We start from the raw sequence: 25,910 nt of genomic DNA on the forward strand, positions 1-25,910 counted from the left end.
CCCGGGGCCACCATCCGGCGGCTCACCATCCCCAATGGACGAAACCGGCCCAGGCGGCGACGTGGGCGAGTTCCTCGTGGTGCAACTGCTGGTGTAGCCGCGCAGGCATGCGGTCCGGGAGCGACCGCTCGGGGTCGAGCATCCAGATCTGCGCCCGCCGCAGCGCCTCCCACGCGGGCAGCCCCTCGGCCATCACGTGGTGGTGGAACATGTACATCAGCACCGAGGTGGCCCGGTCGGGGATAGCCCACTGGGTCGAGAGCACCGACCGGACCCCGCCGGCGAGGAACGCGGTGCCCAGGCTGTACGCCTCGTCGTACCCGTTGATCGCCAGACCGGTGCGGCAGGCGGCGAGCACGATCAGGCCGATGTCGCGGTCCGGCGACCGTGCCGTCAGCTCGATCAGCTCCTCGGCGGTCAACCGCCCGCCGCCGTCGAGCAGGAGGTAGGAGGTGGCGGACTCCGGGTCGGTGTTGATGACGCCGTGGCAGGCGAGGTGCAGCATGGCGCCGGAGCCCGGGCTGGTGCTGGTCAGCCAGTCCCGGACCTCGTCGACGCTGCCGGGCCCGGACCTGCTCGGCGAGCCGTCCACCCGCCGGCCGACGTACCTCCCGCCGGGGTAGAAGGACCGATGGATGGCGTAAGCCTCGGCCCGGGCCGCAGCCAGGTCCGGCGCCACGTCACCGGTGTCCGGGTCCCCCACCACCAGGCCGACCGGTGTGGGCGGCACGGGGGCTAGGGCGGCCGAGTGGCACAGCATGCGCGCCGAGGCGGCCTGCGAGAACGCGACCAGTTGCACCGCGTAGGTGCCGTCCGACCGGCGGGCCGCCTGCCACGGGAACCGGGCGAGTTCCCCCATCGGCACCAGGACCACCCGTGGCGGCCGGTCGGCGTCGGGACGGGCGAGCGTGGGCAGGTATCGCTCCACCAGCGGGCCGATCGCCGCCCGCCAGGCCCAGTCGCACATCGAGTCGAGGCTGGCGGCGAAGTCGGTCGGATCGTCGAGGGCGGTCAGGTCCCGGCCCGGGTCCGCGACGGCCGCGTCCCGCCGGGCCAGGGCCCTGAGGTACCGCTCGACGTCGAGGTCGTTGCGAACGTGCAGGTTGGGCAGGGGGATGTAGCCGGTCGGTCCCCGCTGCGGTGCGATGACCGCGAAACCCGGCACCGGCCCGTCCCCCGGCACCAGGTAGGCGAGCGCGTCGGCGTCGAGGGCGGCCAGGGCGGTGCGGATCTCGTCGAGGCCCGGCGCGTCGAGCATTGCCCCGCCGCCATCCGGGGCGGCGAGCACGGTCAGCACCTCGTGGCGCAGGTCGGTCGGGAGGCTCTCCGCCGAGCCGGCCGCCGCGGCCTCCCGCCAGCGGCGCGCGAGGTCGGGCCGGCCGGCGTCGTCGAGGCGACGGGGGATGTTGCGGACCTCGGTGGCCGCGTGGAGGGCGAGTCCCCGGCCGGCGTCGAGGGCCCGGATAGCGGCGTCCGGATCGTTGAACACAAGGCACTGCCGGGCGACGTCGACCGCGTCCCGGGCCGCCCGGCGCGCGGCGCGGTTCGCGGCCGGCAGGTCGGACTGGAGCAACACCTTCCAGGCGTGTTCCTGGAGTCCCTCCAGGGCCGCCTTGTGCGGGTCCGGCACGGCTCCGCGCCGCCGCCGGGTGTACGACAGCATCTCGTTGATGCCCGCCCACATCGGGTGCGCCGGACCACCGGCCAGCGTCCGCGCCTGCTCGAGCAGCCCGTCCGCCTCCTCGACGTCCCGGGTGGAGCCGGTGAGGTCGCCGCGGTGGTACAGGGCGACCGCGAGCCCCAGCAGGTGGACTGGGCGCTTGGGGCTGTCGGGGCCGGCGAGGGCAACCGCCGTGCGGAGATGCTCGATGCCCTGCTCGACGCGGGCCGGGTCGGCCCCCCAGCCGGAGTAGACGGCCACGCTGCCGATGCTCCCGTGGTACGACGCCCGGCCCTCCGCGCCGAGTTCCGGCCGCAGCGTCAGGTTTGTCATGGCGGCGAGTTGCTCGTCGGTGAGGGCTGTCGCCGGGGTGTCCGGGCTGTCGTCGTACATTCCGGACAACGGACCGGCGAAGGTCGCCATCTCCTCGAAGGCGCTCCGCAGCGGGTCGTCCGGTGGCAGGTGCTCGACGGTCTGCCCGAGCTGGTCGATGGACGGCCGCAGGTCCTCGTTTCGATGGTGCGCCCCGAGGACGTCCACGAGGCCGGCGAAGGTGTCCGCGAGGTGCGCCATGGCGGGGTTGCCGGCCAGCCGGTTCCGGATCCGGCGCGCCTCGTCCGGGAAGCGCCGCAGCGCGGCCTCGTCGCCGCTCTCGAGAGCCTGCAGGTACGTGAGCATGGCCCGGACCGAACCGACCAGCGGCGCGGTCGCCGGGTTGTCGTCACCGCCGACCTGGTCGAGGAGAGAGTCCAGCTCCGTGAGCATCGCCCGCTCGTCCGCCACCTCCCCGTCGGCACCGGCCCGCAGCAGCGCTATGGTGCGGGCCGCCGCGCGCACCTGTGGCCACTCCGCCGTGTCGGGCGGGTGTCGTTCGGCGATCTCCAGCAGGTCGGCGATCTGCCGCGTCCGGTTCCGGTCCCCAGGCGGGACGGAGCGCAGGAGCGCGGGCAGCAGATCGGCCGCCAGGACGCCCCGGACGGCCAACCCGGCGGGGAGCCGGTGCAGGTCGGCGACCGCCGCGTCCAGGTCGCCCCGCCCGAAGGCCGCCCGGCTGATGGCGACACACCGTTCGGTGATGCCGGCCGCCTCGTCCACGCGTTCCCCCTCGCCATGTTCAGCCCGACGACTGGACCTGACGGACGGCGGGCGCCGGACGGGCTCCCGGACGGAGTCGAATCCGTCCGGGAGCCCTCGGCGACTTATCGGTGGTGGTGCGAATTCAGCGGTTGCCGACCGGCCGGCTGCCGGTCAGGAGAACTTGATCGAACCCGCCCGGTTGCCCCACCCGTCACCGATGTTTCCGAGCACGGGCGCCTGGTCGATCCAGGTCGACGACGCGCCGGTGAAATTGATCCCGTCGAAGAGCTTCACGTCGCACTGGTGGTAGGTGTGCACCGAGCTGATCTTGTTGTTCAGGTCGCCCGCCGCGGTGCTGCGCAGGTCGTCCCACTGCAACTCGGCGTCGTAGGCCGGCGTGCACTCCTGGCCCTGGACCCAGGCCAGCACCGTGCCGGTGTAGTTCGCCCCGGTGTAGGTGCGGGCGATGACCAGACTGGCCTGGGCGCCGACCGCGCGCAGGGCCCGGTCCTCGCTGCTCGCGCAGGTTACCGCCCCGGTGTCGAGGTTGACCGCGCAGTTGCGCTGCGGCGCTGCGGCGGCCGGTGCGGCGAACACACCGAGCAGGCTCAGGGTGCCGAGGGCTGTGCCGGTCATGGTTACCATTCGTGCCTTCATCGTTCTCTCCTTCGTCTCGTGAACCGGTGCGGACCGTCGATGACGTCCCGGGTCCATTGCTAGTCGCCGGCCCGCTTGATCGGGAGGCCCACGGGCCTGGATCAATCAACTCCGGACAATGTGTGTTCACCAGCGGCAACGCCACAGCCGCCCGGCCCGGCTGGACAGCGTCGGTAACGATGAATCGGATTTGCTCCGAGTTCTGGGTGAAAGGGAGCTGAGTGGCTCGTCAGGAGAGACCCGTCGATCCGACCGCCGGCCCGGTACAGGCCCTCGCCTACGAACTGCGCAAGCTCCGCGCCGAGGCGGGCAACCCCACCTACCGTCAGCTCGCCAGATCCGCCGGCTACGGCGCGACGACCCTGTCGGAGGCGGCCGGCGGAGCCCGCCTGCCGACGCTGGAGGTGCTGCTGGCCTACGTCGGCGCGTGTGGGGGCGACCCCGACGAGTGGCGGCGGCGCTGGCACGAGACGGCGGAGCGGGTGCGCCCGGCGGAGCCCGTTCGGCAGGTCGCGGGGGAGCGGGACGGCGACCCGGAGGAGGTCGGCGCTGCGGGCACGGAGGGCGGCGGGGCGAGCCCGGAGGGCGACGGCGCGGGTGCGGAGGGCCCCGAACTGTCGGCGGTTGCGCCGTCCGGGGTGCGGCGCCCCGGGAACGGGCCGCCCCGGTCGCCGCGCCCGCGGTGGGTCGTACCCGTCGTCGCAGTCGCCGCCGCGATCGTCGCCGTCGTCACGGTGGTCGAGCTGCCGGACGACGGCCCGACGGCCCCCGGTACGGCGCGCTGTCCCGCCGTGCCGGACGGGGCCGCCTTCACCGGGGTGACCTACGGGGGCGGCGCCCACGTGCGCGACGGGGCGGCCCGGGACGAATCCGTGCTGACCACCATCCCGCCGGACTGCACGGTCGGCTTCACCGGCTTCTGCGTCGGCGAGAAGGTCTACGACAACACCGGCGGCATGCCGGACGTGCGCTGGTTCAAGGTGGCCGGCGGCGGGGTCGTCTCCTCCGCGGTCGTGCACGGCAACCCGCCGCGTGACCTGCGGGCGTCGGACTGTCGCAACGGCCGTCCGACCTCGACCAGCCTCGAACTGTCCGTCGTCGCCGGGGCGGGCCGATCCGAGATCGTGACGTTGCGGGCCACCGGCAAGGACCTGTACGTCGTGGGCTTCGCCACCTCCGCCGGGGACCCGGGGGCGTCCGGCGAGCGAATCTGGCGGCAGGTCAGGCTGGTCGACGTGCGGGATCCGACCGTCGGGGCGAGCGTCCGGCTCGACGCGCTGCCGGGCCCCTCGGCTCGTGGGCCGGTCGTCCTGGTCGCTGCGGCCTGCCTCGGCGGCGACAGCCCGACCGGTCTGGTGCGGGCCCGTCAGGTTCGGCCGGAGGATCCGCGCGGGGCGGTGCCGGTGACGCTCGACCAGCGGCAGCTGGCCGAGGCGGTTGGGTCCGCCTGCCGCTATCCCAGCCGGGGGTGAGGGGCGGGCCGGCCGGGCCCGGGTTTCTCGCAATCCCCCGGCGTGCGGCGGCCGGGCCGGGCGGGCGTCAACGGGCTGTCACCGGTGGCCCACAGTTTCTGGCGCACCGTGACGCTGGGGTGACGCCCGCCCCCGCAGACTCCATTCGCACAGGGCCGGCGAAGGAGACCTCATGATCGGAATGCGGCGGGTGCCCGGAGGCACGGGATGACGGGCGTGCGCACGGTGCTCGCGATGCGCACCAGGGAGGGCTGTGAGCAGCGGTTCGAGGCCGAGTGGCTCTCGGCCGCCGAACAGATCCGCACCCTCGACGGGTGCCTGCGTCAGGACCTGGTCCGCGACGCCGAGGACCCGCGCAGCTACCTGATCATCAGCGACTGGGCGGACCGGGAGCGGTTGGACGCCTTCGGCCGAAGCGAGCAACGGGACCGGCTGCTGCGCGTGGTCCGTGAGCTTCGCGAGTCTGCGCAACGGCACACGTACCAGGTCCTGCACGTCCTGCGGAGCGAGCCCGAGGAGTCGCGATGACCGAGCACCCCGTCCCCGCGTCGGAGCTGTACACCGACGCGTTCGCCGCCGACCCGTACCCCAGCTACGCCCAGCTGCGGGCCGACCGGCCCGTCTGCCCGGTCAGCTCGCCGCGGTTCGACTCGTACCTGATCAGCAGGTTCGACGACGCCCGGACGGCGCTGACCGACCCGAGACTGTCCAAGGACCTCTACGGGCCAGGACAGCACTACCTGCGGATCTTCGGGCCGAACTCGGAGGGGTTGAACAAGAACATGCTCAACTCGGATCCGCCGGAGCACACCAGGCTGCGTCGGATCGTGTCGCAGGCGTTCGCGCCGCGCCGGATCGAGGCGCTGCGCCCCCGCGTGGCGGAGATCGTGGACACGCTGCTCGACCGGATCGTCCCGCGGGGCGGGTGCGACCTGATGCGCGACTTCGCCATCCCGCTGCCGATGCTGGTGATCAGCGACCTGCTCGGGCTTCCGGAGTCCGACCACGAGCGGGTCCTCGACTGGACGCAGGTGATCAGGACGTCCGGCTCCGCCAACCGCAGCCCCGAGAAGGACCGGGCCGCCGTGCAGGAGGCCCAGCTACGCCTGCATCACTACCTCATCGACCTGGTGCAGGCCAAGCGCGCGCACCCCGCCGACGACATGATCGGCGCGCTGGTCGACGCCTGCGACCGCGACGGGGAGCTGACCGAGCAGGAACTGGTCACCACCACCTTCCTGCTGCTGTTCGCCGGGCACCAGACCACCGCGGACTTCATCGGCAACGCGACGGTGGCCCTGCTCACCCACCCCGACCAGCTCGAACTGCTGCGGGCCAGGCCGGAGCTGCTGCCGTCGGCGATCGAGGAGCTGCTGCGGTTCGACGGCCCGTTGCCGGTGGCCAGCCCGAGGATCGCCACCGAGGACGTCGAGTACCAGGGCGTGTGCATCCCGCGCGGGTCGGTCGTCGGTGTGGCGATCAACTCGGCGAACCACGACCCGGAGCACTTCGCCGACCCGGACCGGCTGGACGTCCGCCGCGAGCGCGCCCCGCACATCGGGTTCGGCTACGGCGTGCACTACTGCCTGGGCGTCTCGCTGGCCCGGATGGAGGCGCAGATCGGCATGGGGACGCTGCTGCGCCGGCTACCCGGGCTGCGGCTCGAGGTGCCGGTCACCGAGCTGCGCCGGCTGCCGGCAGCGTCGCCGTTCCGTGGCCTGCTGGAGCTGCCGGTCCGGTTCGCCGCCTGACGCGCCCGGTGGCCCCGCCCGCCCGGCCCCGCCCGCCCGGCCCCGCCCCATGTCCGCCCGATCCATGGCCGCCCGGCTCGCGTCCGCCCGATCCATGTCCACCGGTCGATGCCGCCCGGTTCACGTCCATCCACCTGAGGAGCAGCCATGATCTACCGGTCCGTGATCGTCTGCCACATCGTCCCCGGCAGCGAGGGCACCGTCGGCGACGTCTTCGGCTACTACGACAAGACGACCCGACCGCAGGATCTCGGCGTGATCGGCCGGACCCTGCTGTCACTGGACGACCTGTACATCCACGTGATCGAGCGCAACATGGACCCGAAGGCGTCGCTGGGCAAGGCCCGGGGACTGCCCGCGTTCCAGCAGATCGCCGAGGCCATCGCCCCGTACGTGACGCCGTATCCGAAGAACTGGCAGAACCCGTCCGACTCCGTCGCCAAGGAGTTCTACAGCTGGGTTCCGACCGGGGGATCGGTGCCCGCCTCGGACTCGGACGACGGGAACATGACCGTCATCGTCGCCCGGATCAAGCCCGGGGCGGAGCCCAACGTCGCGCGGGTGTTCGCCGAGTCCGACGCGGGATCGCTGCCGGTCGAGCTGGGCGTCACCGGGCGCTGGCTGTACTCCATCGACGACGTCTACCTGCACCTGCTGGAGCGCACCGACGCGGCGTTCGCCCAGGCCATGCGGGAAAGCCACGCCAAGCCGGCCTTCGCCAAGATCATGGAGGACCTGAACACGTTCATCACCCCGTACAACCCGGAGACCTGGCGCGGCCCGGAGGACGCGGTGGCCAAGGAGTTCTACCGCTGGCGCGCCGAGGACTGAGGCTCCCGACGCCGGGGATCGCCGACCCGACAGCTTTCGCGCCCTCGTCCACCTACGCTCAGCCGACCACCGTCGACAGCGGAGCGGATGGTGAAGCGTGGTGGGACAGCCCTCTTCCGCCGCCACCGGGGCCGAACCCGGTCTGCGCTGGCTGCACCTACTGGTGCTGCTCGCCCTCGTGGCCGTGGGGGTGGGCGTCGGCGACGTGGTGTTCGTCGTCCACAACCTCGGGCACTGGGGCGAGGTGCAGGCGTGCGCCGCCCTGCACGACCTGCCGCCCGACGGCGGGCAGGTCGCCCGCCTGGTGGGCCGCAGTGCCGAGTACGACCGCTGCGCCGCCGGGTTCGAGGCCACCCGCCAGGCGGCGCAGCTCACCGGTGGGACGGCGATGCTGGTGCTGGCGGGGCTGGTCGTGTTCCTCGACGGCCTGTCGGTGCGGCTGGGGCTGTCCCGCCGGGGCCGGCGCCGGCCCCCCGACGGGGACGCGGCGGCGCGGATCAGGCAGCGGTTCGAATTCTGGTGCGACGAGTTGGGGCTGCGCGGCCGGGGGCGCCCCAGGGTGGTCGTCGCGCCTGTCGGGGCAGCCGACGCGCAGGCGTACACGACCGCCGTCCCGTACGGCCGGGCCGTCGTCGTGGTGCCCGTCGCCCACGCGTACGGCCGCCGGGACGTCCTCGACCTGGTGGTGCTGCACGAGCTGGCCCACGTCCGGGCCAGGGAGGTGTCGTGGGCTGCGGCGACGTGGTGGGCGGGGTGGCTTGTCGTGCCGGCGCTCCTCTCGGCCATGGCCCCGGTGCTGGTCGCGCCCGCCGCCGTGACCGGGTCGTACGCCGTCTCGCTGTCGATCGCGGCCGGGGCGGCGACCGCGATGCTGATCCTGCGCGCCGCCGTGCTGCGCCGCCGCGAGCACGCCGCCGACCGGTTCGCCGTCGCCCGGGGGGACCTGCGGGACGCGCTGGTCGCCGCCGCCGACGACGGGGAGGCCACCGGCAGCCCGGCGCGGTGGAGGCCGGGCCGGCTGTTCGTCACCCATCCGGACCCGTCCGGCCGGGTCGCGGCGCTGGGGCACGACGACCGGTGGGAGGGCGGCTTCGCCGTCGCGGCCGTCATCGGGCTGGCGGCGATGTCCGCCCTGCAGAGCACCCGCCGCGTGCTGCTGCACACCCCCGACACGCCCCTTCCGCTCGGCGTGGACAAGGAGGACCTCGCGGTGGCGGTCGCCGCGCTCGTCTGGGCGGCGGCGACCATCCCGATCTGGATCCGCCATCCCGCGCCCACCCGGCGTCGCTGGTGGGCGCGGGTGCTCGGCGCCGCCGTCGGTCTGGCGGCCGGGTGCGCCCTGCCCAGTGTCGGGACGACCGCGTCGATCTACGCCACCTTTACGGCCGGGTTCGGGCCGGCCGCACTCGCCTGGCTGGTGCCGGCGCTCGTCGGCGTCGCCGCGCTCGCCGCCGGCTGGCCGAGGCGGCGGCGGCCCTGCCCGGCGGCGCCCGACGCGTCGTGGCGGCGCTCCTGTCGGTGCTCGGCGCGGCGGTGCTGCTGACCGCGGTCGCGCTCACCGCCACGCTGCTGCTGTACGGCCACTGGGCGTGGCACAGCGTGGCCATCGACCGGGTCCTGTGGAGCACGCCGGGTCGCCTCCAGAGCTGGGCCGCCGTGGCGCTGGTGGCGGCCTGCGTCCTGCCGGTCCTCGCGAGGGCGAGTGGCCGAGGTGGCCGGTGGTCGGTGCGCCGGCTCGCCCTGCTGGTGGCGGTCGCCGGCATCGCGGCGGGGCTCGTCGGCGCGGTTGCCGCCGCGCCGCTCGCCGACCGGCTCGTCGGCGACGACGCCGCGTTCTTCCCGCTGTCCACCGGCTGGTGGGCGTGCGCGGCGGCGGGCTGGGGGGTGGCGCTGGCGCTCCTGCTGTCGCTGGGGGCGCGCGGCCCCGACGGCGGGGTGGCCGTGGCCTGGCTGGCCGGCGCGGGTGTCACGGCCGTGAGCGGCACCGTCCGGTACGCCGGGGAGGTGCTCGCCGGCCGAGGCCCGGCCCACCCGCTCACCTTCGTGCAACGGCCGTGGTGGCTGCTGACGGCCCTGGTGCTCTTCTCCACCCCGGCAGCGGTGCTGGTCCGGGACGTCGTGGCGGCGCGGCGGGAGCGGGTCGGCCGCCCGCCGGTGCCTCGCCGGGCCTGGCCGGTACCCGTGGCGACCCTCGCCGGAGCCGTGGCGGTGACCTGCGTCGTGGCGCTCGGCTGGACCGTGCCGGTCACCGGCCGGCAGGGCGACCTGGCCCGGTTCCTGGCGGCGCGCGTGGATCCCGCTGCGGCGGACGGCGGCCGGGGCCGTCCCGCGGGCACCGCCCCCGGCCGGCCGCTCACCCGGCAGGGGGCGGACGCCGTGCTGGCCGGGGCGCGACGCGGCCTGCCGTCGGACTGGCCGCCGACCCGCACGGTGGCGTGGACCGGCACGGACGACCCGGCGACCGTGCGGCCGAAATCGTGTGCGGACCGGTTCGCCGCCGTCCGGCAGGCCGAGGCGCTGCGCGCGGCGGTGACCACCCGCGAGGTCAGGCTGGAGGTGCCGGCCGGCGTCCTGCCACCGCTGGGGGCCACGCTGCACCTGCGGCTGACGTCGTACCCGTCCGCCGACGCGGGGGAGCAGGTCGTCGCCGCGGCCGGGGACACCGTGGCGGCCTGCCCCCGCTGGTCTGTGCCGGCGCCGCTCGCCGACGACGGGGTGTCGCGCCGGTGGGCCGTCGCCATGCCGGCGCCGGACCTGCCGTACGACAGCTGCCGGACCAGGATCACCGAGTCCTCGTCCGTCGGCGGTCTTCCCGCGGTGACCGGCGGGGCGATGGTCGTGGTGGGGATCGGCCACAACGTGGCGGTGGCGGAGATCGCGTACGGGCGGCCCTTCCGGGACCAGTTGGAGCCGAAGGAGCAGGGCCTGCTCGACGACCTCGCGGTCGTGGCGGCCCGGCTGATCGTGAACGCCCTCGACTCCTGAGGGCATTCGGGTGCGTACGGACGGCCACCCGCCCCGACCGCTCGACCGATCCCGGTCAGCGGGCTGTGACTGTTCTGCTACACAGGTTCGAGGTACCCCGACGGCTTCCCGCTCCACAGCGGACGAACGGATCGGTGATGCGCCATGGTGGATTCGACGCCCAGGTCCGAGTCGGGCCTGCTGCACCTCAGCGATCTCGCCCGGGAGGTGATCGAGGCCGCCGCGCCGGAGGAGGCCGGCCTGCTGCCCGAGGTGACCGCAGCCTGGCTCGCCGGTGACCTCGCTGCCCGGCCCGGCCGGCGGGGGCGTCGGCGGGGTGCCGCGATCGGCCTCGGCCTGGACGCGCCGCTGCTGGTCACGGTCGTCTACCCGGTGCTGGCAGCGGCACTCACCCCGCTCGCCGTCCCGGCCGCCGGGCGGGGCTGGCGGCGGCTGTCCGACCGGTGGCGACGCCGCCGGCGGCGCACCGACGTCGTGATCCCCCGCGAACTCGTCGAGCAGGCCGAGACGGTCCGCGACGCGATCCTGGCCAGCGCGCCGGGCGTGGGGGTGTCCCGCCGCCGGGCCGCCGTGCTCGCCGAGGCCGCGTACGCCGCGCTGATCCGGCGGCAGTTCGGCGGTGACCGGTGACCGGGCGTCCCGCCGGCCGGCCGCTGAGCAGGCGCCACGCCCTCCGGCTGGCCGGTGCCGGCCTGACCGGGATGCTCGTCGGATGCGGCGACGACGCCGGGCGGCCCGCCGGGGACCCGACCCTGCCGACCGCCGGGTCCGGCCCGTCGCCGGGCACCGCCGGTGTCCTTGCCGACCGGCTCGCCGGCTACCGCAGCGCGTTCCGCTTCATCCGGACCAACACCATGGCGTACGACGACGAGGCGGCGTCGGCCAGGGACACCGTCGCGATGCGGGTCGAGATCGCCGCGTTCCTCGCCTGGGCCCGGGACCACGGCCACCCCGACATCCGCCCGGCCCTGCCCCGGGTCCCCGCCGGCGAGGAGTACCTGCTGGATCCGCTGATGGGCAACGACGAGAGCCTCGACACCGTGCCGCTGGCCGGCGCCCGACAGCCCTTCGGCCGGCTGATCCCCGACGCCGAGACGGTCAAGAGCTACCCCTCCACCCGGCAGGCCGGGTTCGCGCTCACCGTGCTGAAGACGGTGCTGTCCCGGGCCGAGTACGCCCGGCTCGTCACCGAGTCCCCGTTGGTGCGGACGGCCGGCGGCAAGAGCATCATCACCATCTACCCGTTCTCCGCGCCGGAGCCGAAGGGCGGCGACTCCTACCTGGTCCTGCTTCCCGGCGTCCGGGACGCCTTCCGGGTGGACCCGGCGCTGCGCTGGCTGGTCGCCAACCCCGGTCAGGCCATGTCCGGGGAGAACCAGCGCCGGCTGGTCGGGGGCGGCGGGACGCTGTACACGGCGGAGGGGTACCGGGTCGTGTACATCGACAGCGCCCGGGCCGGGGACGTGCCCGCCGTGGTCGCCGGCGCGCTGTACGAGGCGCTGTGGACGGTCCGGGACGGCTGACCCGGCCCCCTCGGCGGAGTGCGCGTCGGCCGGCGCGGCGCCGGCCCGGCTCGATGCCGTGCCGGCGGCCCGGTCGGCGTAGCCGCCAGCTCGATCACGTTACCTGCCAAGGGAGTGGTTGATTACTCGCTTACTGCCAGGGTGACCGCGCGACGGTCGGCTGGGCCGTCGCGCCGGTCGGTGCCCGCGGGCCCGTCGACAAGCGTCCTGGCCCACGGGGCGTCGACCTGCTCGGCGCCCATGGTCACCACCACGCTGCACATCGCACCCTTGGCGAAGAACTCCCGCACCTGCGCCTCGCTGCCGCCGGAGACGCTGCGGGTGTACTCGACCAGGCGGGCGTAACCCTGCTGGACGGCCCGCCGGATCTCCGGCACCGAGACCGCCGCGCACTGGGCGTGCAGCTGCACCAACAGCAGGTCCTGGTCCCGGATCAGCAGGGTGTAGGCGCCGGCCATGGCGGACAGGACCGCCTCGGGCGAGCTGCCCGGGGCCGCCGCCGCACCCTCGCTGAGGCTCTCCCGGAACCGCTCGAAGCAGCGCTCGGTGACCGCGGCGAACAGCGACTCCTTGTCCGGGAAGAGCCGGTACAGGTACGCCTGGGAGATGCCGGCGCGCTTGGCGACCTCGACGGTGGTGGTGCCGAAGTAGCCCCGGGCCGCGAACGCCCCGATGGCCGTGGACAGGACGTCCTCCCGCCGCTCCTCGGCGGTGGAGAGCGTCCTGGTGCGGGTGGTCGGAGACATGTGAGTAGGCAACCACACCCGTCAATTGGTGGCAAGCGGTTGCCGGGGAACGCGCGGGGTCCCGGCGTGGCACGTCCCAGCAGGTGGCCGGTTCCCTGCCGAAATCCGACCGAGGTGTCCGATCACGGGCAGCTACCAGGGTGTATTGATGACTACCATCAGTGGTGTCGCTCGTCCCGGGCCGGCTCGACGGCCGTCTACCTCGGGGAGGTGTGCGCGATGCCGACGGAACCCGCCCGTAGCCCTTCGCTGAGCCTCACGCGGTCGAGGCTGATCGCCGCGCTGGACGTCCGGCCCCGATCCCTCGGCCTGGTCGTCGCCCCCGCCGGGTCCGGCAAGACCACCCTGCTCGCCCAGTACGCGGCCACCGGTCGCGGGCCCGTGGGCTGGCTGCGCGTCGTGCCGTCCGACGCGGACCCGGCGCGGGCGCTGGAGCGTGTGGAGGCGACGCTGCCCGACGCCGGTGCCGGCCCGCTCGTCGTCGACGACCTGCACCTGGTCGAGGGAACGCCCGGGGAGTCCGTGCTGCTGGACCGAGCCCTCACCCTGGTCCGCACGGGCGTCCGGGTGCTGGTCGGCACCCGCCGCATGCCGCCGCTGATCCTGACCCGGCACGAGTTCTCCGACAGCGTCGTCATCGACGCCGAGCAACTACGTTTCCGTACCTGGGAGGTCGAACGGCTGCTGCGCGACATCTACCGGGAGCCGCTGCCGGCCGACGACGTGGCGGCCCTGGCCCGGCGGCTCGGCGGCTGGGCGGCCGGCCTGAAGCTCTACCACCTCTCCACCCGGGGCCAACCGCTGGCCGACCGGCGGCGGGCGGTCGCCTCGTTGGGCGCACGCTCCGCGCTGTCCCGGGACTACCTCACCCGCACGGTGCTCGCGGAGCTCGCCCCCGACCTGCGTCAGTTCCTCGTCCGGACCTGTGTGTTCGAGGTCCTCACCGCCGAGCGCTGCGACGGGCTGCTCGACGGCGACGCCCAGGCCGCGCTGGAGGAGCTGGAGCGCCGGCAGGCGTTCACCGTCTCACACGACGGCGGCCGGTCCTTCGCGTACCACGAGGTGTTGCGCGCCCACCTGATCGCGGCGCTCACCGAGGAGCTGGGGGAGACCGCGGCCCGCGCCTGGCACGCCCGCGCCGGCCGGCTGCTCGCCGCGGAGGGGGCGGCGCTGGAGGCGGCCCGGTGCTTCGCCCGCGCCCAGCAGTGGTCCGACGTGCACCGGTTGCTCGACACCGCCGGTAGCGACGTCGCCGTGCGGGGCCTCGACCCCTGGTCGGACCTGCTGCCCACGTGGTTCATCGCCGAGGACCCGTGGCTCGTGCTCGCCGACGCCCGGCACCGCATCAACGAGGGTCAACTGGCGGCGGCGGTGCCGCTGCTGCGCCGGGCCGAGGAGATGTTCGGCAGCGAGCCGGCCCGGTCGCGTTGCCGCTCCCTGCGCGCCGACGTGACGGCCTGGCTGCCGGACGGCCCGCACTGGCGCGGGCACTGGTCCGGCTGGCTGCGGGCCGCCACCCGCCGGCACCCGATGGTGGTCGTCGGCGAGGCGGAGCGGCTGACCGGGGCGGCCGACGTCCTGGTCCGGGCCGGCGCGTTGCTGCTGGCCGGGCACGCCGCCGAGGCGGCGCGCGTCCTGGACCGGCCGACCCCATCCGAGGCCGGCCTCGTCGGGCTGGCCTGCCGGCTGCTGCGCGCCGCCGTCGCGTCGGCCGGCGGGGACCCGCAGGCACCCGCCGTGGCCGTCGCAGTCGGGCTGGACGCCGACCGGGCCGGCCTGCCCTGGCTGGCTCGGCTCGCCCGGGCCGTGCCCGCGCTGGCCGGCGCGGAAGCCGACCTCAAGGAGGCCGCCGCCGTCGTCGAGGAGTGCGACCGGCTGGAGGACCGGTGGGGGGCCCTGCTCGCGGCAGGCTGCGCCGCGCTGGCGCGCTCCCTGCACGGTGGCCCGGAGGTGGAGGAGGCCAGCCGGCTGCTCGACCGGGCCCGGGACGTGGACAGCGGAGTGCTCGCCGCCTGGGTGCAGTCCCTGCTCGCGCTGGCCGCCGTGCGCGCCCGGCTGCCCGACGCCGAGGTCGAGGTGCGCCGGGCGGAGAGCACCGCCCGCGCCGCCGGTGTGCCGGGGGCACGGGTGCTCGCCCTCGCCGCGGGCGTGCCCGCCGGGCCCGGCCGGGCGGTGGGCCTGTCCGCCGTGCACGCCGCCGCCGAGCAGGCCGGGCTGCCCCGGCCGGCAGTCACCGCCTGGGTCACCCCGGAGCGGGGCCCGGCACCGGCCGCGCCGGACACGGCGCCGCTGACCGTACGCTGCTTCGGCGGCTTCCGGATCTGCCTGGACGGCGAGCCGCTGAACTGGTCGCCGCTGCGCCCCCGGGCCCGGGCCGTGGCCCGGATCCTCGCCATGCACGCGGGCCGGGCCGTGCACCGCGACCGGCTCCTGGAGGCGCTCTGGCCGGACACCGATCCGGCCACCGCCACCCGCACCCTGCACGTCGCCCTGTCCAGCCTGCGCCGGTTCCTCGACCCCCACCTGCCCGCCGGCGAGGGGGAGAGCCTGCTGCACCGCGACGGCGACGCGTACCTGCTGGCGCTGCCCCCGGGTAGCTGGTGCGACGTCACCGAGTTCCGGCTCGCGCTGGAACGGGCGTCCCGCGCCGGGGCGAGCCGCGACCCGCGCGCGCTCGACGACCTGCGGGTGGCCGTGGCCGCGTACACCGGCGAGCTGCTGCCGGAGGACGGCCCGGCGGAATGGGTGGTGGCCGAGCGGGAGACGCTGCGGCGGCAGGCCGCGGACGCGGCGGCGCAGCTCGCCGAGGCGGCCCTGGGCGGCGCCGACGCCGATCCGGCGGTCGCGACGGCCGCCCGCTGCGTCGAGATCGACCCGTGCCACGACGCCGGCTGGCGGCTGCTGATCGCGGCGCACGACCGGGCCGGCAACGCCGCCGCGGCCGAGCACGCCCGCCGCCGGTACGCAGACGTGCTCGTCTCCCTCGGCCTCGACCCGGCACCCGCGGAGACCACGCCACCGGGGGCCACGGTCAACGTCGACCGAAGAATTCCGCCTCCCCGATCGCCACGGCCGGATCCAAGCCGGGCCCGTACGTCGAGCGGACCACCAGCCTGATCCGCACCACGTTCGACGCCTCGACGGGGAAATGCTGCTCCCCGGGCTCGTCGCGCAGCTCGATGTCGGTCTTCTTCTCCTTCCCGCCGGCGTCGACGGTGACCACGGTCAGCCCGCGCGGCCGACCGGCTTCGAGGAACGCCTGCCGCCGCTCGCCGACGCCCGGGGTGATGATGACGGTGAGCAGCCGCACGGGCTCGGTGAAGCGGCCCTCCACCCAGGCACCGGCGGCCGTGCCGGTCGGCGCCCAGTAGCGGTTGCTCGCCCCGTCGGTGAGCCGGGCCGCGCCGGCACCCAGCTTCTCCGACGACGCGCTCATTGCCGCCGGGACGAGCGACGCCGGGTCCTCGGTGCGGTCGCGCACCGCCTCCACGGCCCATCGCGCCAGGGGCGGCCCGGCCACCGCCAGCACGCCGACGAGGCAGAGCCCGAGCACGAGCAGCAGCAACCGGCGGGCCGCCCCGGCGGCCCGGCGGTCCTTCGGGGCGGAGCGGCGGGGCCCCCGGCGGCGCACCCGGTCCCACAACCGCCGCCACCGGTCCCGCAGCCGCTCCCACCAGGTGGCGCGCTCCGGCTCCGGTGCGACCGGCGCGGTCAGAGTTTTCCCGCAGAACCGGCAGATCCGGCGGCCGGGCGGGTTGATCCGGCCGCAGTGGGGGCAGGTCGGTTCCGGTGGCCGGGGCGCCGGAACGACCGGGTCGACCGGCCTCGGGGCCTCCCGGGTGGTGCTCGGTGGCCCGGGCTGCAGTGCTTGGGGTGTGCCGTCGCCCGCGCGGACTGGTTCGTCCCCGGTTAGCTTGGCCCCGCCCGGCTTGTCCCCGCCCGGCTTGGCCCCGCCCGGCTTGGCCACGGTCGGGGCGGGCTCGGCCGGGGCGGGCTCGGCCGGGTCGGGTGGCCGCCCGACAGGCGGCGGTCCGACGGGTGGCCGCCCGACGGGCGGCTTCCCGCCGACGGTGGAAGGCCCGGGGCCCGGCGGAGCCGGGACGACCGGATCCGTCGGCGCGTCGGTGGCCCGGTCGGTCTCCGGCCGGCCCCGGGTGACGGCGGGCCCGGAGGCGGGCCGCGCGGTGCCCTCGTCCCACAGGTACTCGCCGCAGGCGGCGCAGAACTGCCTGCCGTCGGCGTTGGACGCGCCGCAGTTCGCACAGGTGATCATGACTCGATCTCCAGCGTCAGCCGGACGTGGGCCGGCACGGCGGACGCGACGACCCGGCGCACCAGCGCCTCGTCGGCCGCCCCGACGACCCGGACCCGGACCTCCGGAACCTCGTCCGGCGGCGGCCCGCCCGTCGGCGTCGCCGAACACGTCACCCCGCCGTTGTCGGTGACCTCCACCTGTGCCCCGGTGGCCACCCGCACCGCCAGCTCGACGCCCCGGGCCGTCCCGCGCCACCGGTGCGCCTCCACCGCGTGCCGGACCACCTCCCGGCGCACGTCCGGCGCCCGGTCCCCGTCGACCGGCGCGGCCACCCAGCCGGCCAGCCAGTCCAGGAAGTCCGGCGGGGCCAGGTCCAGGTCGAAGTACGCGTCCAGGCAGTCGAGCGTCAGCAGGACCGGCGCCAGCACCTCGTCCAGCCCGGCGGTGAACCGCTGCGCGAAGTCGTCCTCCAGGTACACCGCGGGCAGCTCCTGCCCGATCGGGTGAGGGCTCGCCAGCCCTGGCACCGCACCCCGCATCATCCCCTCCTGACCTCGACGACGCGCCCGCTCACCCGGTGACCCGCACCTGGTGGGCGTACGAGAAAGCGATGGCGCTGACGTCCAGCTCGATGCGCTGCACCGCCTCGCCGCGTTCCCCGGTGGTCGGATCGGCCCCGAACAACCGGACCTCCTCCACCAGGTCCACCCCGTCGACCCGCTGCAACACGGCGTGCAGCTCGCCCGACTGGATCGGCCGACCGAACGGCCACCCGTCACCGTCGGGCCCGCCCCGCACCGGGTCGAGGTAGTCGTACAGGGCCCGCAGCGCCCGGCGGCGCAACTCGGCGGCGGACGTGCTCACCCGCGGCCGGGCGCGGACCCGGGCGACCACCGTCACCCCCTGGTAGAACGGCGGCTCCACCAGCACCCGGGCGCCCACGCAGCGGCGCGCGTCGAGGAACGCCTTGATCCGGTCCAGTACCTCGTCGCGGGGTCGCAGCGCGGCGAACCGGGCCGCGTCGTCCTCGGCGTCGCCGTGCTCACCCAGCGCCGGCACCACCAGCACCCGCACCGCCGCCGAGCCGTCGCCGGCCGGCACGCACTTCACCCGCAGCATCTCCGGCGCCGCCTCCCGGGCCAACTGCTCGTAGTCCTCGGCGGTGACCGCCCGTTCCCGGGTACGCAGGCTCAGCGGCCCCCGCACCGACGTCTCGGCCAGCGACTCGCCGTCGACGCCGCCGGTGGCCGCCGCCCGGTTGGTCACCGTGGACACGAACGGCACCGGGTCCCGCAGCACACTCAGCGTGCGGGCGGCCACGTTGCCCTGCCGCCCCCCGCCCGTGCGGTAGGCCGGGATCCGGACCACCGCGCCCTTCGGCGGCACCGCCCCGTACCGGCGTACCGTGCCGTCGGCCTGCCGGACGGCCGGGCCGAAGCCGATCTCCCCGGTGGACCGGTCGACGCACACGTGCCGGTCCTCGGGCCCGGAGCTGGCGAAGCTCGCCACCTCCCGCCAGGTCTGCCAGCCCTCGGCGGCGCCCACCTCGATCCCGATTGCGCCGTCGGCGGCCACGATCGGCGCCCGCTGCACCGTGAACCGCTGCCCCGGCACCCCCTCGGACGCGCCCAGGGTCTCCCCGCCGATCAGCTCGGAGTGGCAGGCGCTCACCGTGCCGCCGATGGTGACCGCCTCCGCCCGCCCCAGCCGGGGCGGGGCATGGAAGAACGGCTGCCCGGCGACGGGCTCGCGCAGCCGGCAGCGCAGCCAGCCGGCGCGGTGGCGGGCCTCCACCGACGCCGCGTGCCGCGCCGGGACGTGCAGCACCACCTCGCCGGCCCGGTTCAGCGCGCCCGTGGTGTCCCGCTCCACCGGGCACTCCTCCCAGCCGCCCTCGGTCCACGCCTCCCACACCAGCGGCGGATTCGTCGGGTCCACCCCGCGCCCGGCGACCACCCAGTCCATGGTGAGCAGCACGGCGCTGCCCGGAACCGCCCCGTCCAGGCCGAACAGCACCGCGTCGCCGGCCACCGGCGGGTCCGCGAACGCCGGGATCCGGTCCGCACCGCCCAGGTCCCCGGTCCGGTCCGTCGCCCGCCCCCCGGCCGGCACGGTCAGCACCCGGACCAGCCGGCACGGCGGCACGGCCAGCTCGTGCAGCGTCTCGAAGGTCACCGGCTCCGTGCTCTCCGCGCGCACGGTCGCCACGTGCGTGCCGGCCGGGACGACGACCGGGGCGTCCCTGGGCGCGGACAACCAGAACGTCACGTCCGTCGACGCCACCGCCGGCGGGAACGGGACGATGCCGAGCAGGTCCAGGAACTTCACGTAGTGCCGGTCCGGCACCCGGTTGAGCCGGTACAGCAGCTGGTCCACCATGTACGCGAACGTCTCGATCAGGGTCACCCCCGGGTCGGACACGTTGTGGTCGGTCCACTCCGGGCAGCGCCGCTGCACCAGGCGCTTCGCGTCGTCCACCAGGTCCTGGAAGCGGCGGTCGTCGAGGTGGGGGGCGGGCAGGGCCATCACTCGGCTCCCGGGTCGTGCGCGGGGATGACGTAGAACGGGAAGACCAGGTTGCGCGGGTCGTTGTCCTGGCGCAGCCGGTACCGGATGTCGATGTAGAGGGTGCCCCGGGCCGCGTCGGCGAAGTCGACCAGCACGTCGTCCAGCTCGACGCGCGGCTCCCACCGCTCCAGCGCCAGCCGCACCTGGTACGCCACCTGACCGGCCGTGGACGGGTCGGCCGGGGCGAACGCCAGCTCGTGGATCGCGCAGCCGAACTCGGGGCGGCCCGGCCGCTCGCCCGGGGCCGTGCCGAGGATCAGCCGGATGCTCTCCACCACCTCCCGGTCCCCCCGGACCAGGGCGATCCCGCCGGTGGGATCGGTGCGCAGCGGGAACGCCCAACCGGCGCCGACGAAATCGGTGGCCATCGGCGTCACCCGCCGATCAGCACGGTCGGGCAACCGGCGAGGATCGGCGCCCCGCAGCCGGTCAGGTCGCCGAGACGGGCGGCGGGCCGGCCGCCGATGAGCACCGTCGGGCAGCCGGGCGGCAGCAGTGGCGACGGGGGGTGCGGCGGGATGCCCGGGAAGGAACAGGCGTGCATCGTGCCCACCGTGGCGGCGGGCTGCCCGCCGATGAGGACGGTGGGCGCCCCGGGGCCGCCGACCACGCCCGGATGCGCGGTGGGGTCACCGACGCGAGCTGCTGGTGGCACGGCGCTCTCCCTTCACTCACGTACCGTCAGTTGATCCGGACGACGCCGCCGCGGACGGTGACCGGGCCGCTCGCGGTCAGCTCCGCGCCGCCCTGCCCGGCGACCTTCACCGTCGCGCCCTCCACGGACGCGCCGGCCGCGCCCTTCACCCGCACCTGCCCCTGACCCTCGATGCCGACGTCGCCCTTCGAGGTGACGGTGACCCGCTGCCCGGCCAGCTCCAGCGGCCCGGAGCCGGCGTCCAGGCTGATCCCGTCCTTGGCGCGCACGCTGACCTTGCCGTCGCTGACGATTTCGACCTGCCGGCCGGTGCGGTCCAGCCGCAGGGTGAACTTCCGGTCCCCGGTGGCCAGCAGGATCCCGTCCGGGCCGCTGCCGGCCTCCAACAGCTCCAACCGGTGGCCGGTGCGGGAGACCAGGGCCCGCGCCGCGATCCGGCCGCTGCTGCCGTCCACCGGATCGGTGTCCAGCTTCGGCGGCGCGTCGGTGCCGTTGTGCAGCCCGCCGAGGACGTACGCGGCGTCGAGGTTGCCGCCGGTGAACCCGACCAGCACCTCGTCGCCCACCTCCGGCAGCAGCACCGCCCCCCGGCCGGCGCCCGCGCCGGGCTGCACCACCCGCGCCCAGCCGGTGGTGTACCTCTCGTCCAGCCACGGCAGGGTGAGCCGGACCCGGCCCAGCTTCTTCGGGTCCTTCACGTCGCTGACCACCGCCGGGACCAGTCCGTCGCCGGCCCGGTCGGCCGCCGCCGCGCCGGCGGTCAACCCGTACAGCGAGCGGTCGGAGCGGCCGGAGACGGTGAACGCGGTGGTGTAGCCGGCCTGCTCACTGAACACGTGCCGGGTGCTGGTCAGCACGTACTTTCCCTGGAACGGCTCGCCGATGTTGGCCAGCGCCACCGCCGCGCCCGCGCGCAGCCGGGCGTTGCCCTTCGCCACCCCCTCGATCTCCGCGCAGCCGCCGCCGAGGTCGCCGGCGAGCGCGCCGGCCACCGCCCGGACCGCCGCGTCCGAGCCCAGGGTCGGGTCGGCGACCAGGTACGGCGGGCTGCCCACCTTCTTTCCCAGCTCGGCCGGGTCGACGCCGATGCCGTCGGCGCCCGGAACCTTCGGGGTGGCGGTCGCGCTGACCGCCCGTTTCGTCGCCGGGTCCCAGCCCCGGGCGGCCACCTCGGGCACCTGCGCGGTGGCGGTCACCCCGGCGCGCAGGGCGATCAGGTTCCGGTTGACCTCCAGGACCAGCGGGTCCTGGGTGGCCCGCGCGGACGGGTCCGGTGCGCCCGCCGGAGGCTCGGGCATCCGCAGGTGCAGCGCGCCGTCGAGCACCATCACCTGCGCGCCCACCAGTGCCGCGAGCCGGTGCAGGAAAACCCAGTCGCTGACGTTGTCCTGGCTGAGCTGCGCCTCCGGCTCCCCGCCGATGCCGGTCACCGGGTCGATCCGGCCCGCCTTGAGCCCGGCCCGCTGCGCCACCTGCCGCACGATGTCCGGCACGCTCATCCCCGGGTACGCGGCCACCCGCCGGCCGCGCAGCAGCCGGTGGGCCAGGTCCAGGCCGCGGACCTCGGTGAACGTGCCGGTGGCGTCCAGCTCGCACTCCACGGCGGTGACCTCGCCGGCGAGCAGCGGCGCGGGGCCGCCCGGATCGGAGGTCTGCACGGTCAACTTCACCGGGGCGCCGATGGTGAAGCCGCCCTTGGCCAGCACCGTCCGGCCCGGGTCCCGGTACCGCAGCACGAACCGGTCGGGCAGGTTGCGGCTGTCGTCGACCGCCGCGTACGTCAGCAGCGCGGCGATCTCCGCGGGCAGCGGGCTGCCGCCCACCTCGACGAGGAGCGCGTTGGCGAACTGCTCATTGGCCACGGGCACCGTCCGGCAGCTCCTCGAGGGCGGGCACCAGCAGTACGGTGCCGGGCCGCAGCCGCATCGGGTCGTCGATGTCGTTGGCCTCGGCGATCTGCCGCCACAGCCCCGCCCGCCCGTACGCGTGCTGAGCCACCGAGTGCAGGGTGTCCCCGGCGACCACCACGTGGACGTCCCGGGCCGCGAGCGCCCCCGACGTCGGGTTCTGACCGGGCTGCTCCCCGGAGATCTCCTCCAGGGTGACCGTGCACAGCGCCCGCACCGGGGTGCCGCCGGGGGTGAACAGGGTGTACTTCGCGTTGACGCTGGCCACGAACGCCGGGAAGCCCACCATTCCGCCCCAGTGGAACACCACCCACGGCGGGGAGCCCTTCTTCTGCTGCCGGCTCGCGTCGGTCGGCACGCAGCAGGCGAACAGCTCCTCCACCCGCTTCACCACCGAGCTGTCCATGGTGCCGGTGGCGTCGAAGAACATCTCCAGGGTCAGCTTGGCCGGGTCCGATCCGGTGAACTCCGGCACGCCGCTCTTCTTCGCGTTGCGCTGCGCGTCCCGCTTCCACTTGGCGGTCTTCGTCAGCGCCAGCTCCTTCGGGTTGAACTGGAACGGGATCCGGTTCAGCGTCGGGCCCGGGGCGGCGGTGCCGCCGTTGCGGGGCGGCTCGTGCAGTTGCAGGTAGGCGTGGGTGAGCTGTGGCGGCGCGCCGCCACCCCGCCCGGCGGGGCTGCCGGCGGCGGTGAAGGTGACCGGAGAGGCGCTCACGGGTCACCCCCCGGTCCCGGGGCCGAAGAAGCCGTGGTGTGCCAGTTCGAGGGTCTCGACGGCCACCTTCGGGCTGTCCGGGCTGAGCTGCGGCCCCGTCCACTTGACGGGGATGACGTCGAGCAGCCCCCACCGGGCGATCACCGTGCCCTCCAGGGTGCGGGCCTCGATGGTGGCGGTCTTGCGGGTGATCCCGTTCGCCATGCCCGAGAACCAGCGCATCAGCTTCGTGCTGTCGGCGGTGACCGGGCGGGACAGCTTGACGTTGGAGAACTTCATCCGGGTCGGTAGCTGCCACACGTGCCCGTTGTTGCCGCCCTCCTCGCGCTGCTCGACGACGACTTCGCAGCCCAGCCCGTCGCAGGTGTTGAACGCGCCGAGATCCTGGTCGTCGATCCTGACGACGAAGGCGATCGCGACGGCGACCTCATCCTTGGCCATTCGTCCCTCCTGGTCCTGCGCGTGTGTCCCCTGGTCCCTGGCGTGGCTCCCGGTCCCCGTCAGCCCGGCCCGCCGAGCGCCCCGTGCCGCTCCCGGTCGAGGCGCAGCTCGGTCTTGAGCCGGCGCAGCAGCGGGTCGTACAGCTTCTTCAGCAGTTCCTCCGGTTCGGCCCCGCCGGCCGGCGGGACGCCCGGCGCCGCCGGCCCACCGGCCGCCGCCCCGCCACCACCGGGCGGCGGGGCGGCGGCCGGCGCCGCGGGCGCGTCGACCGGGGGCGGCGGGGTGGCCTCGTCGGCCGGCTCGGCCCGCTGCACGACCGGACCCGACAGCTCACCCATGGAGTACGCGGACAGCGGCGGCCCGGGCGACGCGGTGTCCCGCCCCCGGGGCCGGCCGGCCGACGGCGTGCCGGGAAGCGCGCCCACCCACCGCTGGACGGGCGGGAGCCCGCCGCCGGCCTCCGCGCCGGTCGAGCCGGCCGCGTCGGTCGATGCCGCCGCGCCCGGCGCGGTGCTCAGGTACGCGGCGGCCGGGGTCGCGTACAGGTCCACGGGGACGGCCCGCTCCGGGTCGGGTGCGGCGGCCCGCCCGCCGCCGGCCGGTGGCTCGTCCCGCTGCCAGGTCACCCGCTGCACGGCCGGCCGGTCGGGCGGCGGGGCTACCGGCCCGGCCCCGGTCAGCAGCGGGGGCGGGCGGTCACCGACGAGCCGGGCCACGACCAGGGGCAGGGGAGGGGGTGCGCTCCCGCCCGCGTCCACCCCTGCGGGGCCGGCCGGCCCGGCCGCGTCGCCGGTGGGGTCCGCCGTGCCGCCGTCTCCGCCGACGAGGCCGGCGACGTCCGGTCCGCCGTCGTTCTCCCCGCCGGCCGCGACGCCGCCGACCGGGTTCGTGTCGCCGTCGGTGACGGCCTCCCAGCCGGCCGGGGCGCCACCGACCGAGCTCGGTCCGCCGTCGTACGGGGCGACGGTGCCGGTCGGCGACTCGGTGTGGGGGACCGGTCCGGCGGCGGTCGACGGCTCCCCGGCGTGGGGGCCGGTCGGGGTGGCCGACGTCGCCAGGCGCGCCACCACCGGCAGGTCGGGGCCGCCGGAGCCTGCCTGTCCCGCCCCCGGACCGCCGGCCGGTTCCACCACCCGAGCGCCGGCCGCCGGCCCGTCCGCTGAGGAGGAGGTGCCGCCCGGGGTCGTCGACGTGGGCGGCCCGCCCAGCAGCGGGGCCACGCCCACCCCCGCCGGCCCGTCCCCACCGGCCGTCGTCCCCCCGTCGGGCGGTGTCTCCCCACCGACCGTCGTCAACCCGCCTGGCGGTGTCTCTCCGGCGGGCGGTACGAACGTCTGGACGGGTGCCGGTTCGCCCGTACCCGGGTCTGCCGCGCCGCCGGCCCAACGGGCGGGCGGGGCGTCGCCGCGCGGCGGACCGGCGAGCGGCAGACCCTCGGCGGGCGGTGGGGGACCGCCGACGGGGTTCTGGTCCCCGTCGGCGGTCCCCGCCTCGGCCTGCGGCCCCACGGGGGAGGGGCCGAGACCGGTGGGGAAAGCTTCCGTGCCGAGCCGGGAGACGGTGACGGCCCCGGAGCCCACGAGCGTGGTCGAGTCGCCCGCCGGTGCCGCGCCTCCGGTGTCGGCCGGTCGGCCGGTGGCCCCGGGCTCGGTGACCGGCCCGCTCCCGCCGGCTGGCGACCGCTGGATGAGCGGCGCGGCGGCCCTCGGCTGCGGGCCGCCCGCCCGGCCCTCTCCGGCGGCGGAGCGTCGTACCTGCTCGGGATCCTGCCCGGGCGCGGAGCGTTGCACCGCCGGGGGAGCGGCGTCGCCGGTCGGCCGGGGCGCCGGGGGGAGCACGGGGGACACGATCGGCTCGCCCAGCCCGAGCCGCCGGGGTTGCCTCGGGCCGTCCCCGACGAGTCGCTGCACGGGCAGGTCCGGTGCGGACGGCCCGGCGCCGCCCGACGTGCGGGACCCGGCGGCAGCCGCCGCCGACCACGCGTCCGACGCCGGACCCGGGACGTCACCGCCGAGGGGACCGGCGGGGGCCGTCGCGTCACCCGTCGCCGGGTCGTCCCGTCCGAGGGTGGGTGCCTCGGGCGAGGCGGCGTCGGGGCGGGGAGCCTCCGGCGGCGGGTCGGCCGGGCGGTCGGCGACCGGCAGGAGCAGCTCCTCCGGCGGCGGGGGCGCGGTCAGCAGCCGGCTGACCGGCACCGGCTCCACGGGCACCGCCCGGCCCCGGGCCGGCACGGCCAGCGGATGTTCCGGCACCGGTGTGGTTCCCGGCGGGCCGGCGGCCTGTCGTTGCAGGGACGGTGCCGGCGGGCGGTGGTCCGCCGACGGCGCCGCGAGCGGCAGCGGCCCGGGGCCGTCGCCGTGCGTCCGGCCGACGGGTTCCGGGACCGAGCGGGGCGACTCGCTCACCGGCACGGCCGTCTCGTGCAGCACCCCGGCCGGCTCGGCGGCACCGACGAGGTGACCGAGGGGCGCCAGATACGACGGGTCGCGCCACGCGGCCAGCGATCCGGTGAACGTGTCGGGCAGGTTCAGCCGTGGCTCGTCCGGGATGACCCGCTGGAGCGGTGGGAGGCTCTGCCACGCCGGCGGCCCGCTCCGGGTGGGGGCCGGTGAGCCGTCTCCGGGTGGCGCGTCCACGATGGACCGCTGCACGGTCCCCCGCGATCGC

21 protein-coding genes are annotated in these 25,910 nt (G+C 75.9%); 9 read left to right on the forward strand and 12 right to left on the reverse strand.

What is annotated here, in order from left to right; translation table 11 throughout:
- Positions 1-22 precede the first annotated feature (22 nt).
- Both ACQPZO_RS09335 and ACQPZO_RS09340 read right to left on the reverse strand, forming a co-directional pair.
- Complete coding sequence (locus tag ACQPZO_RS09335) at positions 23-2,755, reverse strand: CHAT domain-containing protein (RefSeq protein WP_433348823.1); 2,733 nt, start codon at positions 2,753-2,755, stop codon at positions 23-25.
- Between the two features lie 153 nt (positions 2,756-2,908).
- Positions 2,909-3,394 (reverse strand): peptidase inhibitor family I36 protein, encoded by a 486-nt coding sequence (locus ACQPZO_RS09340; protein WP_433348825.1) that lies wholly within the window; start codon positions 3,392-3,394, stop codon positions 2,909-2,911.
- 221 nt (positions 3,395-3,615) lie between these two features.
- Here ACQPZO_RS09340 and ACQPZO_RS09345 point away from each other — a divergent pair, with 221 nt between their 5' ends.
- The 8 genes from ACQPZO_RS09345 to ACQPZO_RS09380 all read left to right on the forward strand — a co-directional run bounded on the left by ACQPZO_RS09345 (position 3,616) and on the right by ACQPZO_RS09380 (position 11,956).
- Positions 3,616-4,866 (forward strand): helix-turn-helix domain-containing protein, encoded by a 1,251-nt coding sequence (locus tag ACQPZO_RS09345; RefSeq protein WP_433348827.1) that lies wholly within the window; start codon positions 3,616-3,618, stop codon positions 4,864-4,866.
- Positions 4,867-5,073: 207 nt separating this feature from the next.
- On the forward strand, positions 5,074-5,394 hold the full coding sequence (locus ACQPZO_RS09350; RefSeq protein ID WP_433348829.1) for a putative quinol monooxygenase: 321 nt from the start codon (positions 5,074-5,076) through the stop codon (positions 5,392-5,394).
- The gene (locus ACQPZO_RS09355; protein WP_433348831.1) at positions 5,391-6,617 is read left to right on the forward strand and encodes a cytochrome P450 family protein; all 1,227 of its coding nucleotides are present in this window, start codon (positions 5,391-5,393) and stop codon (positions 6,615-6,617) included. The genes ACQPZO_RS09350 and ACQPZO_RS09355 overlap by 4 nt, the downstream gene beginning before the upstream one ends.
- 147 nt (positions 6,618-6,764) lie before the next feature.
- Complete coding sequence (locus ACQPZO_RS09360) at positions 6,765-7,448, forward strand: TcmI family type II polyketide cyclase (RefSeq protein WP_433348832.1); 684 nt, start codon at positions 6,765-6,767, stop codon at positions 7,446-7,448.
- A gap of 100 nt (positions 7,449-7,548) precedes the next feature.
- Positions 7,549-8,991 (forward strand): M48 family metalloprotease, encoded by a 1,443-nt coding sequence (locus ACQPZO_RS09365; RefSeq protein WP_433348834.1) that lies wholly within the window; start codon positions 7,549-7,551, stop codon positions 8,989-8,991.
- Complete coding sequence (locus ACQPZO_RS09370) at positions 8,949-10,433, forward strand: hypothetical protein (RefSeq protein ID WP_433348836.1); 1,485 nt, start codon at positions 8,949-8,951, stop codon at positions 10,431-10,433. The genes ACQPZO_RS09365 and ACQPZO_RS09370 overlap by 43 nt, the downstream gene beginning before the upstream one ends.
- Positions 10,434-10,577: 144 nt before the next feature.
- A complete protein-coding gene (locus ACQPZO_RS09375) occupies positions 10,578-11,063 on the forward strand; it encodes a hypothetical protein (RefSeq protein ID WP_433348838.1) in 486 nt (161 codons plus the stop codon).
- Positions 11,060-11,956, forward strand: coding sequence for a hypothetical protein (locus ACQPZO_RS09380; protein WP_433348840.1), 897 nt, complete (start codon positions 11,060-11,062; stop codon positions 11,954-11,956). Before ACQPZO_RS09375 ends, ACQPZO_RS09380 begins: the two co-directional genes overlap by 4 nt.
- Positions 11,957-12,078: 122 nt before the next feature.
- Here the strand turns inward: ACQPZO_RS09380 and ACQPZO_RS09385 are convergent, their stop codons facing one another.
- Positions 12,079-12,702 (reverse strand): TetR/AcrR family transcriptional regulator, encoded by a 624-nt coding sequence (locus tag ACQPZO_RS09385; RefSeq protein ID WP_433348842.1) that lies wholly within the window; start codon positions 12,700-12,702, stop codon positions 12,079-12,081.
- Between the two features lie 219 nt (positions 12,703-12,921).
- Between ACQPZO_RS09385 and ACQPZO_RS09390 the strand changes: the two genes are divergently transcribed.
- Positions 12,922-15,819, forward strand: a complete 2,898-nt coding sequence (locus ACQPZO_RS09390) for a BTAD domain-containing putative transcriptional regulator (protein WP_433348845.1) — start codon at positions 12,922-12,924, stop codon at positions 15,817-15,819.
- Here ACQPZO_RS09390 and ACQPZO_RS09395 read toward each other — a convergent pair.
- Genes ACQPZO_RS09395 through ACQPZO_RS09435 form a run of 9 tightly spaced genes read right to left on the reverse strand, consistent with a single transcriptional unit; the run spans position 15,734 to position 25,879 of the window.
- Positions 15,734-16,975 (reverse strand): NADase-type glycan-binding domain-containing protein, encoded by a 1,242-nt coding sequence (locus ACQPZO_RS09395; RefSeq protein ID WP_433348847.1) that lies wholly within the window; start codon positions 16,973-16,975, stop codon positions 15,734-15,736. The two genes, ACQPZO_RS09390 and ACQPZO_RS09395, sit on opposite strands and share 86 nt — an antisense overlap.
- Positions 16,972-17,496 carry a phage tail protein gene (locus tag ACQPZO_RS09400; RefSeq protein WP_433348849.1) on the reverse strand — a complete coding sequence of 175 codons (525 nt, stop codon included), beginning with the start codon at positions 17,494-17,496 and terminating at the stop codon, positions 16,972-16,974. Before ACQPZO_RS09400 ends, ACQPZO_RS09395 begins: the two co-directional genes overlap by 4 nt.
- A 31-nt stretch (positions 17,497-17,527) precedes the next feature.
- Positions 17,528-19,483, reverse strand: coding sequence for a putative baseplate assembly protein (locus ACQPZO_RS09405; RefSeq protein WP_433348851.1), 1,956 nt, complete (start codon positions 19,481-19,483; stop codon positions 17,528-17,530).
- The gene (locus ACQPZO_RS09410) at positions 19,483-19,893 is read right to left on the reverse strand and encodes a GPW/gp25 family protein (protein WP_161692193.1); all 411 of its coding nucleotides are present in this window, start codon (positions 19,891-19,893) and stop codon (positions 19,483-19,485) included. The genes ACQPZO_RS09405 and ACQPZO_RS09410 overlap by 1 nt, the downstream gene beginning before the upstream one ends.
- Before the next feature lie 5 nt (positions 19,894-19,898).
- Entirely contained in the window at positions 19,899-20,180 is a 282-nt protein-coding gene (locus tag ACQPZO_RS09415; protein ID WP_433348853.1) for a PAAR domain-containing protein, read from the reverse strand.
- Between the two features lie 26 nt (positions 20,181-20,206).
- Positions 20,207-22,048, reverse strand: a complete 1,842-nt coding sequence (locus ACQPZO_RS09420) for a VgrG-related protein (RefSeq protein WP_433348855.1) — start codon at positions 22,046-22,048, stop codon at positions 20,207-20,209.
- Positions 22,032-22,802 carry a LysM peptidoglycan-binding domain-containing protein gene (locus ACQPZO_RS09425; protein WP_433348856.1) on the reverse strand — a complete coding sequence of 257 codons (771 nt, stop codon included), beginning with the start codon at positions 22,800-22,802 and terminating at the stop codon, positions 22,032-22,034. Before ACQPZO_RS09425 ends, ACQPZO_RS09420 begins: the two co-directional genes overlap by 17 nt.
- 3 nt (positions 22,803-22,805) lie before the next feature.
- Complete coding sequence (locus ACQPZO_RS09430; RefSeq protein ID WP_117672064.1) at positions 22,806-23,243, reverse strand: phage tail protein; 438 nt, start codon at positions 23,241-23,243, stop codon at positions 22,806-22,808.
- A gap of 59 nt (positions 23,244-23,302) precedes the next feature.
- Positions 23,303-25,879, reverse strand: coding sequence for a hypothetical protein (locus ACQPZO_RS09435; protein ID WP_433348859.1), 2,577 nt, complete (start codon positions 25,877-25,879; stop codon positions 23,303-23,305).
- Positions 25,880-25,910: the final 31 nt, after the last annotated feature.

It is taken from the genome of Micromonospora sp. CA-111912 (assembly GCF_050948415.1).
GTDB lineage: Bacteria > Actinomycetota > Actinomycetes > Mycobacteriales > Micromonosporaceae > Micromonospora.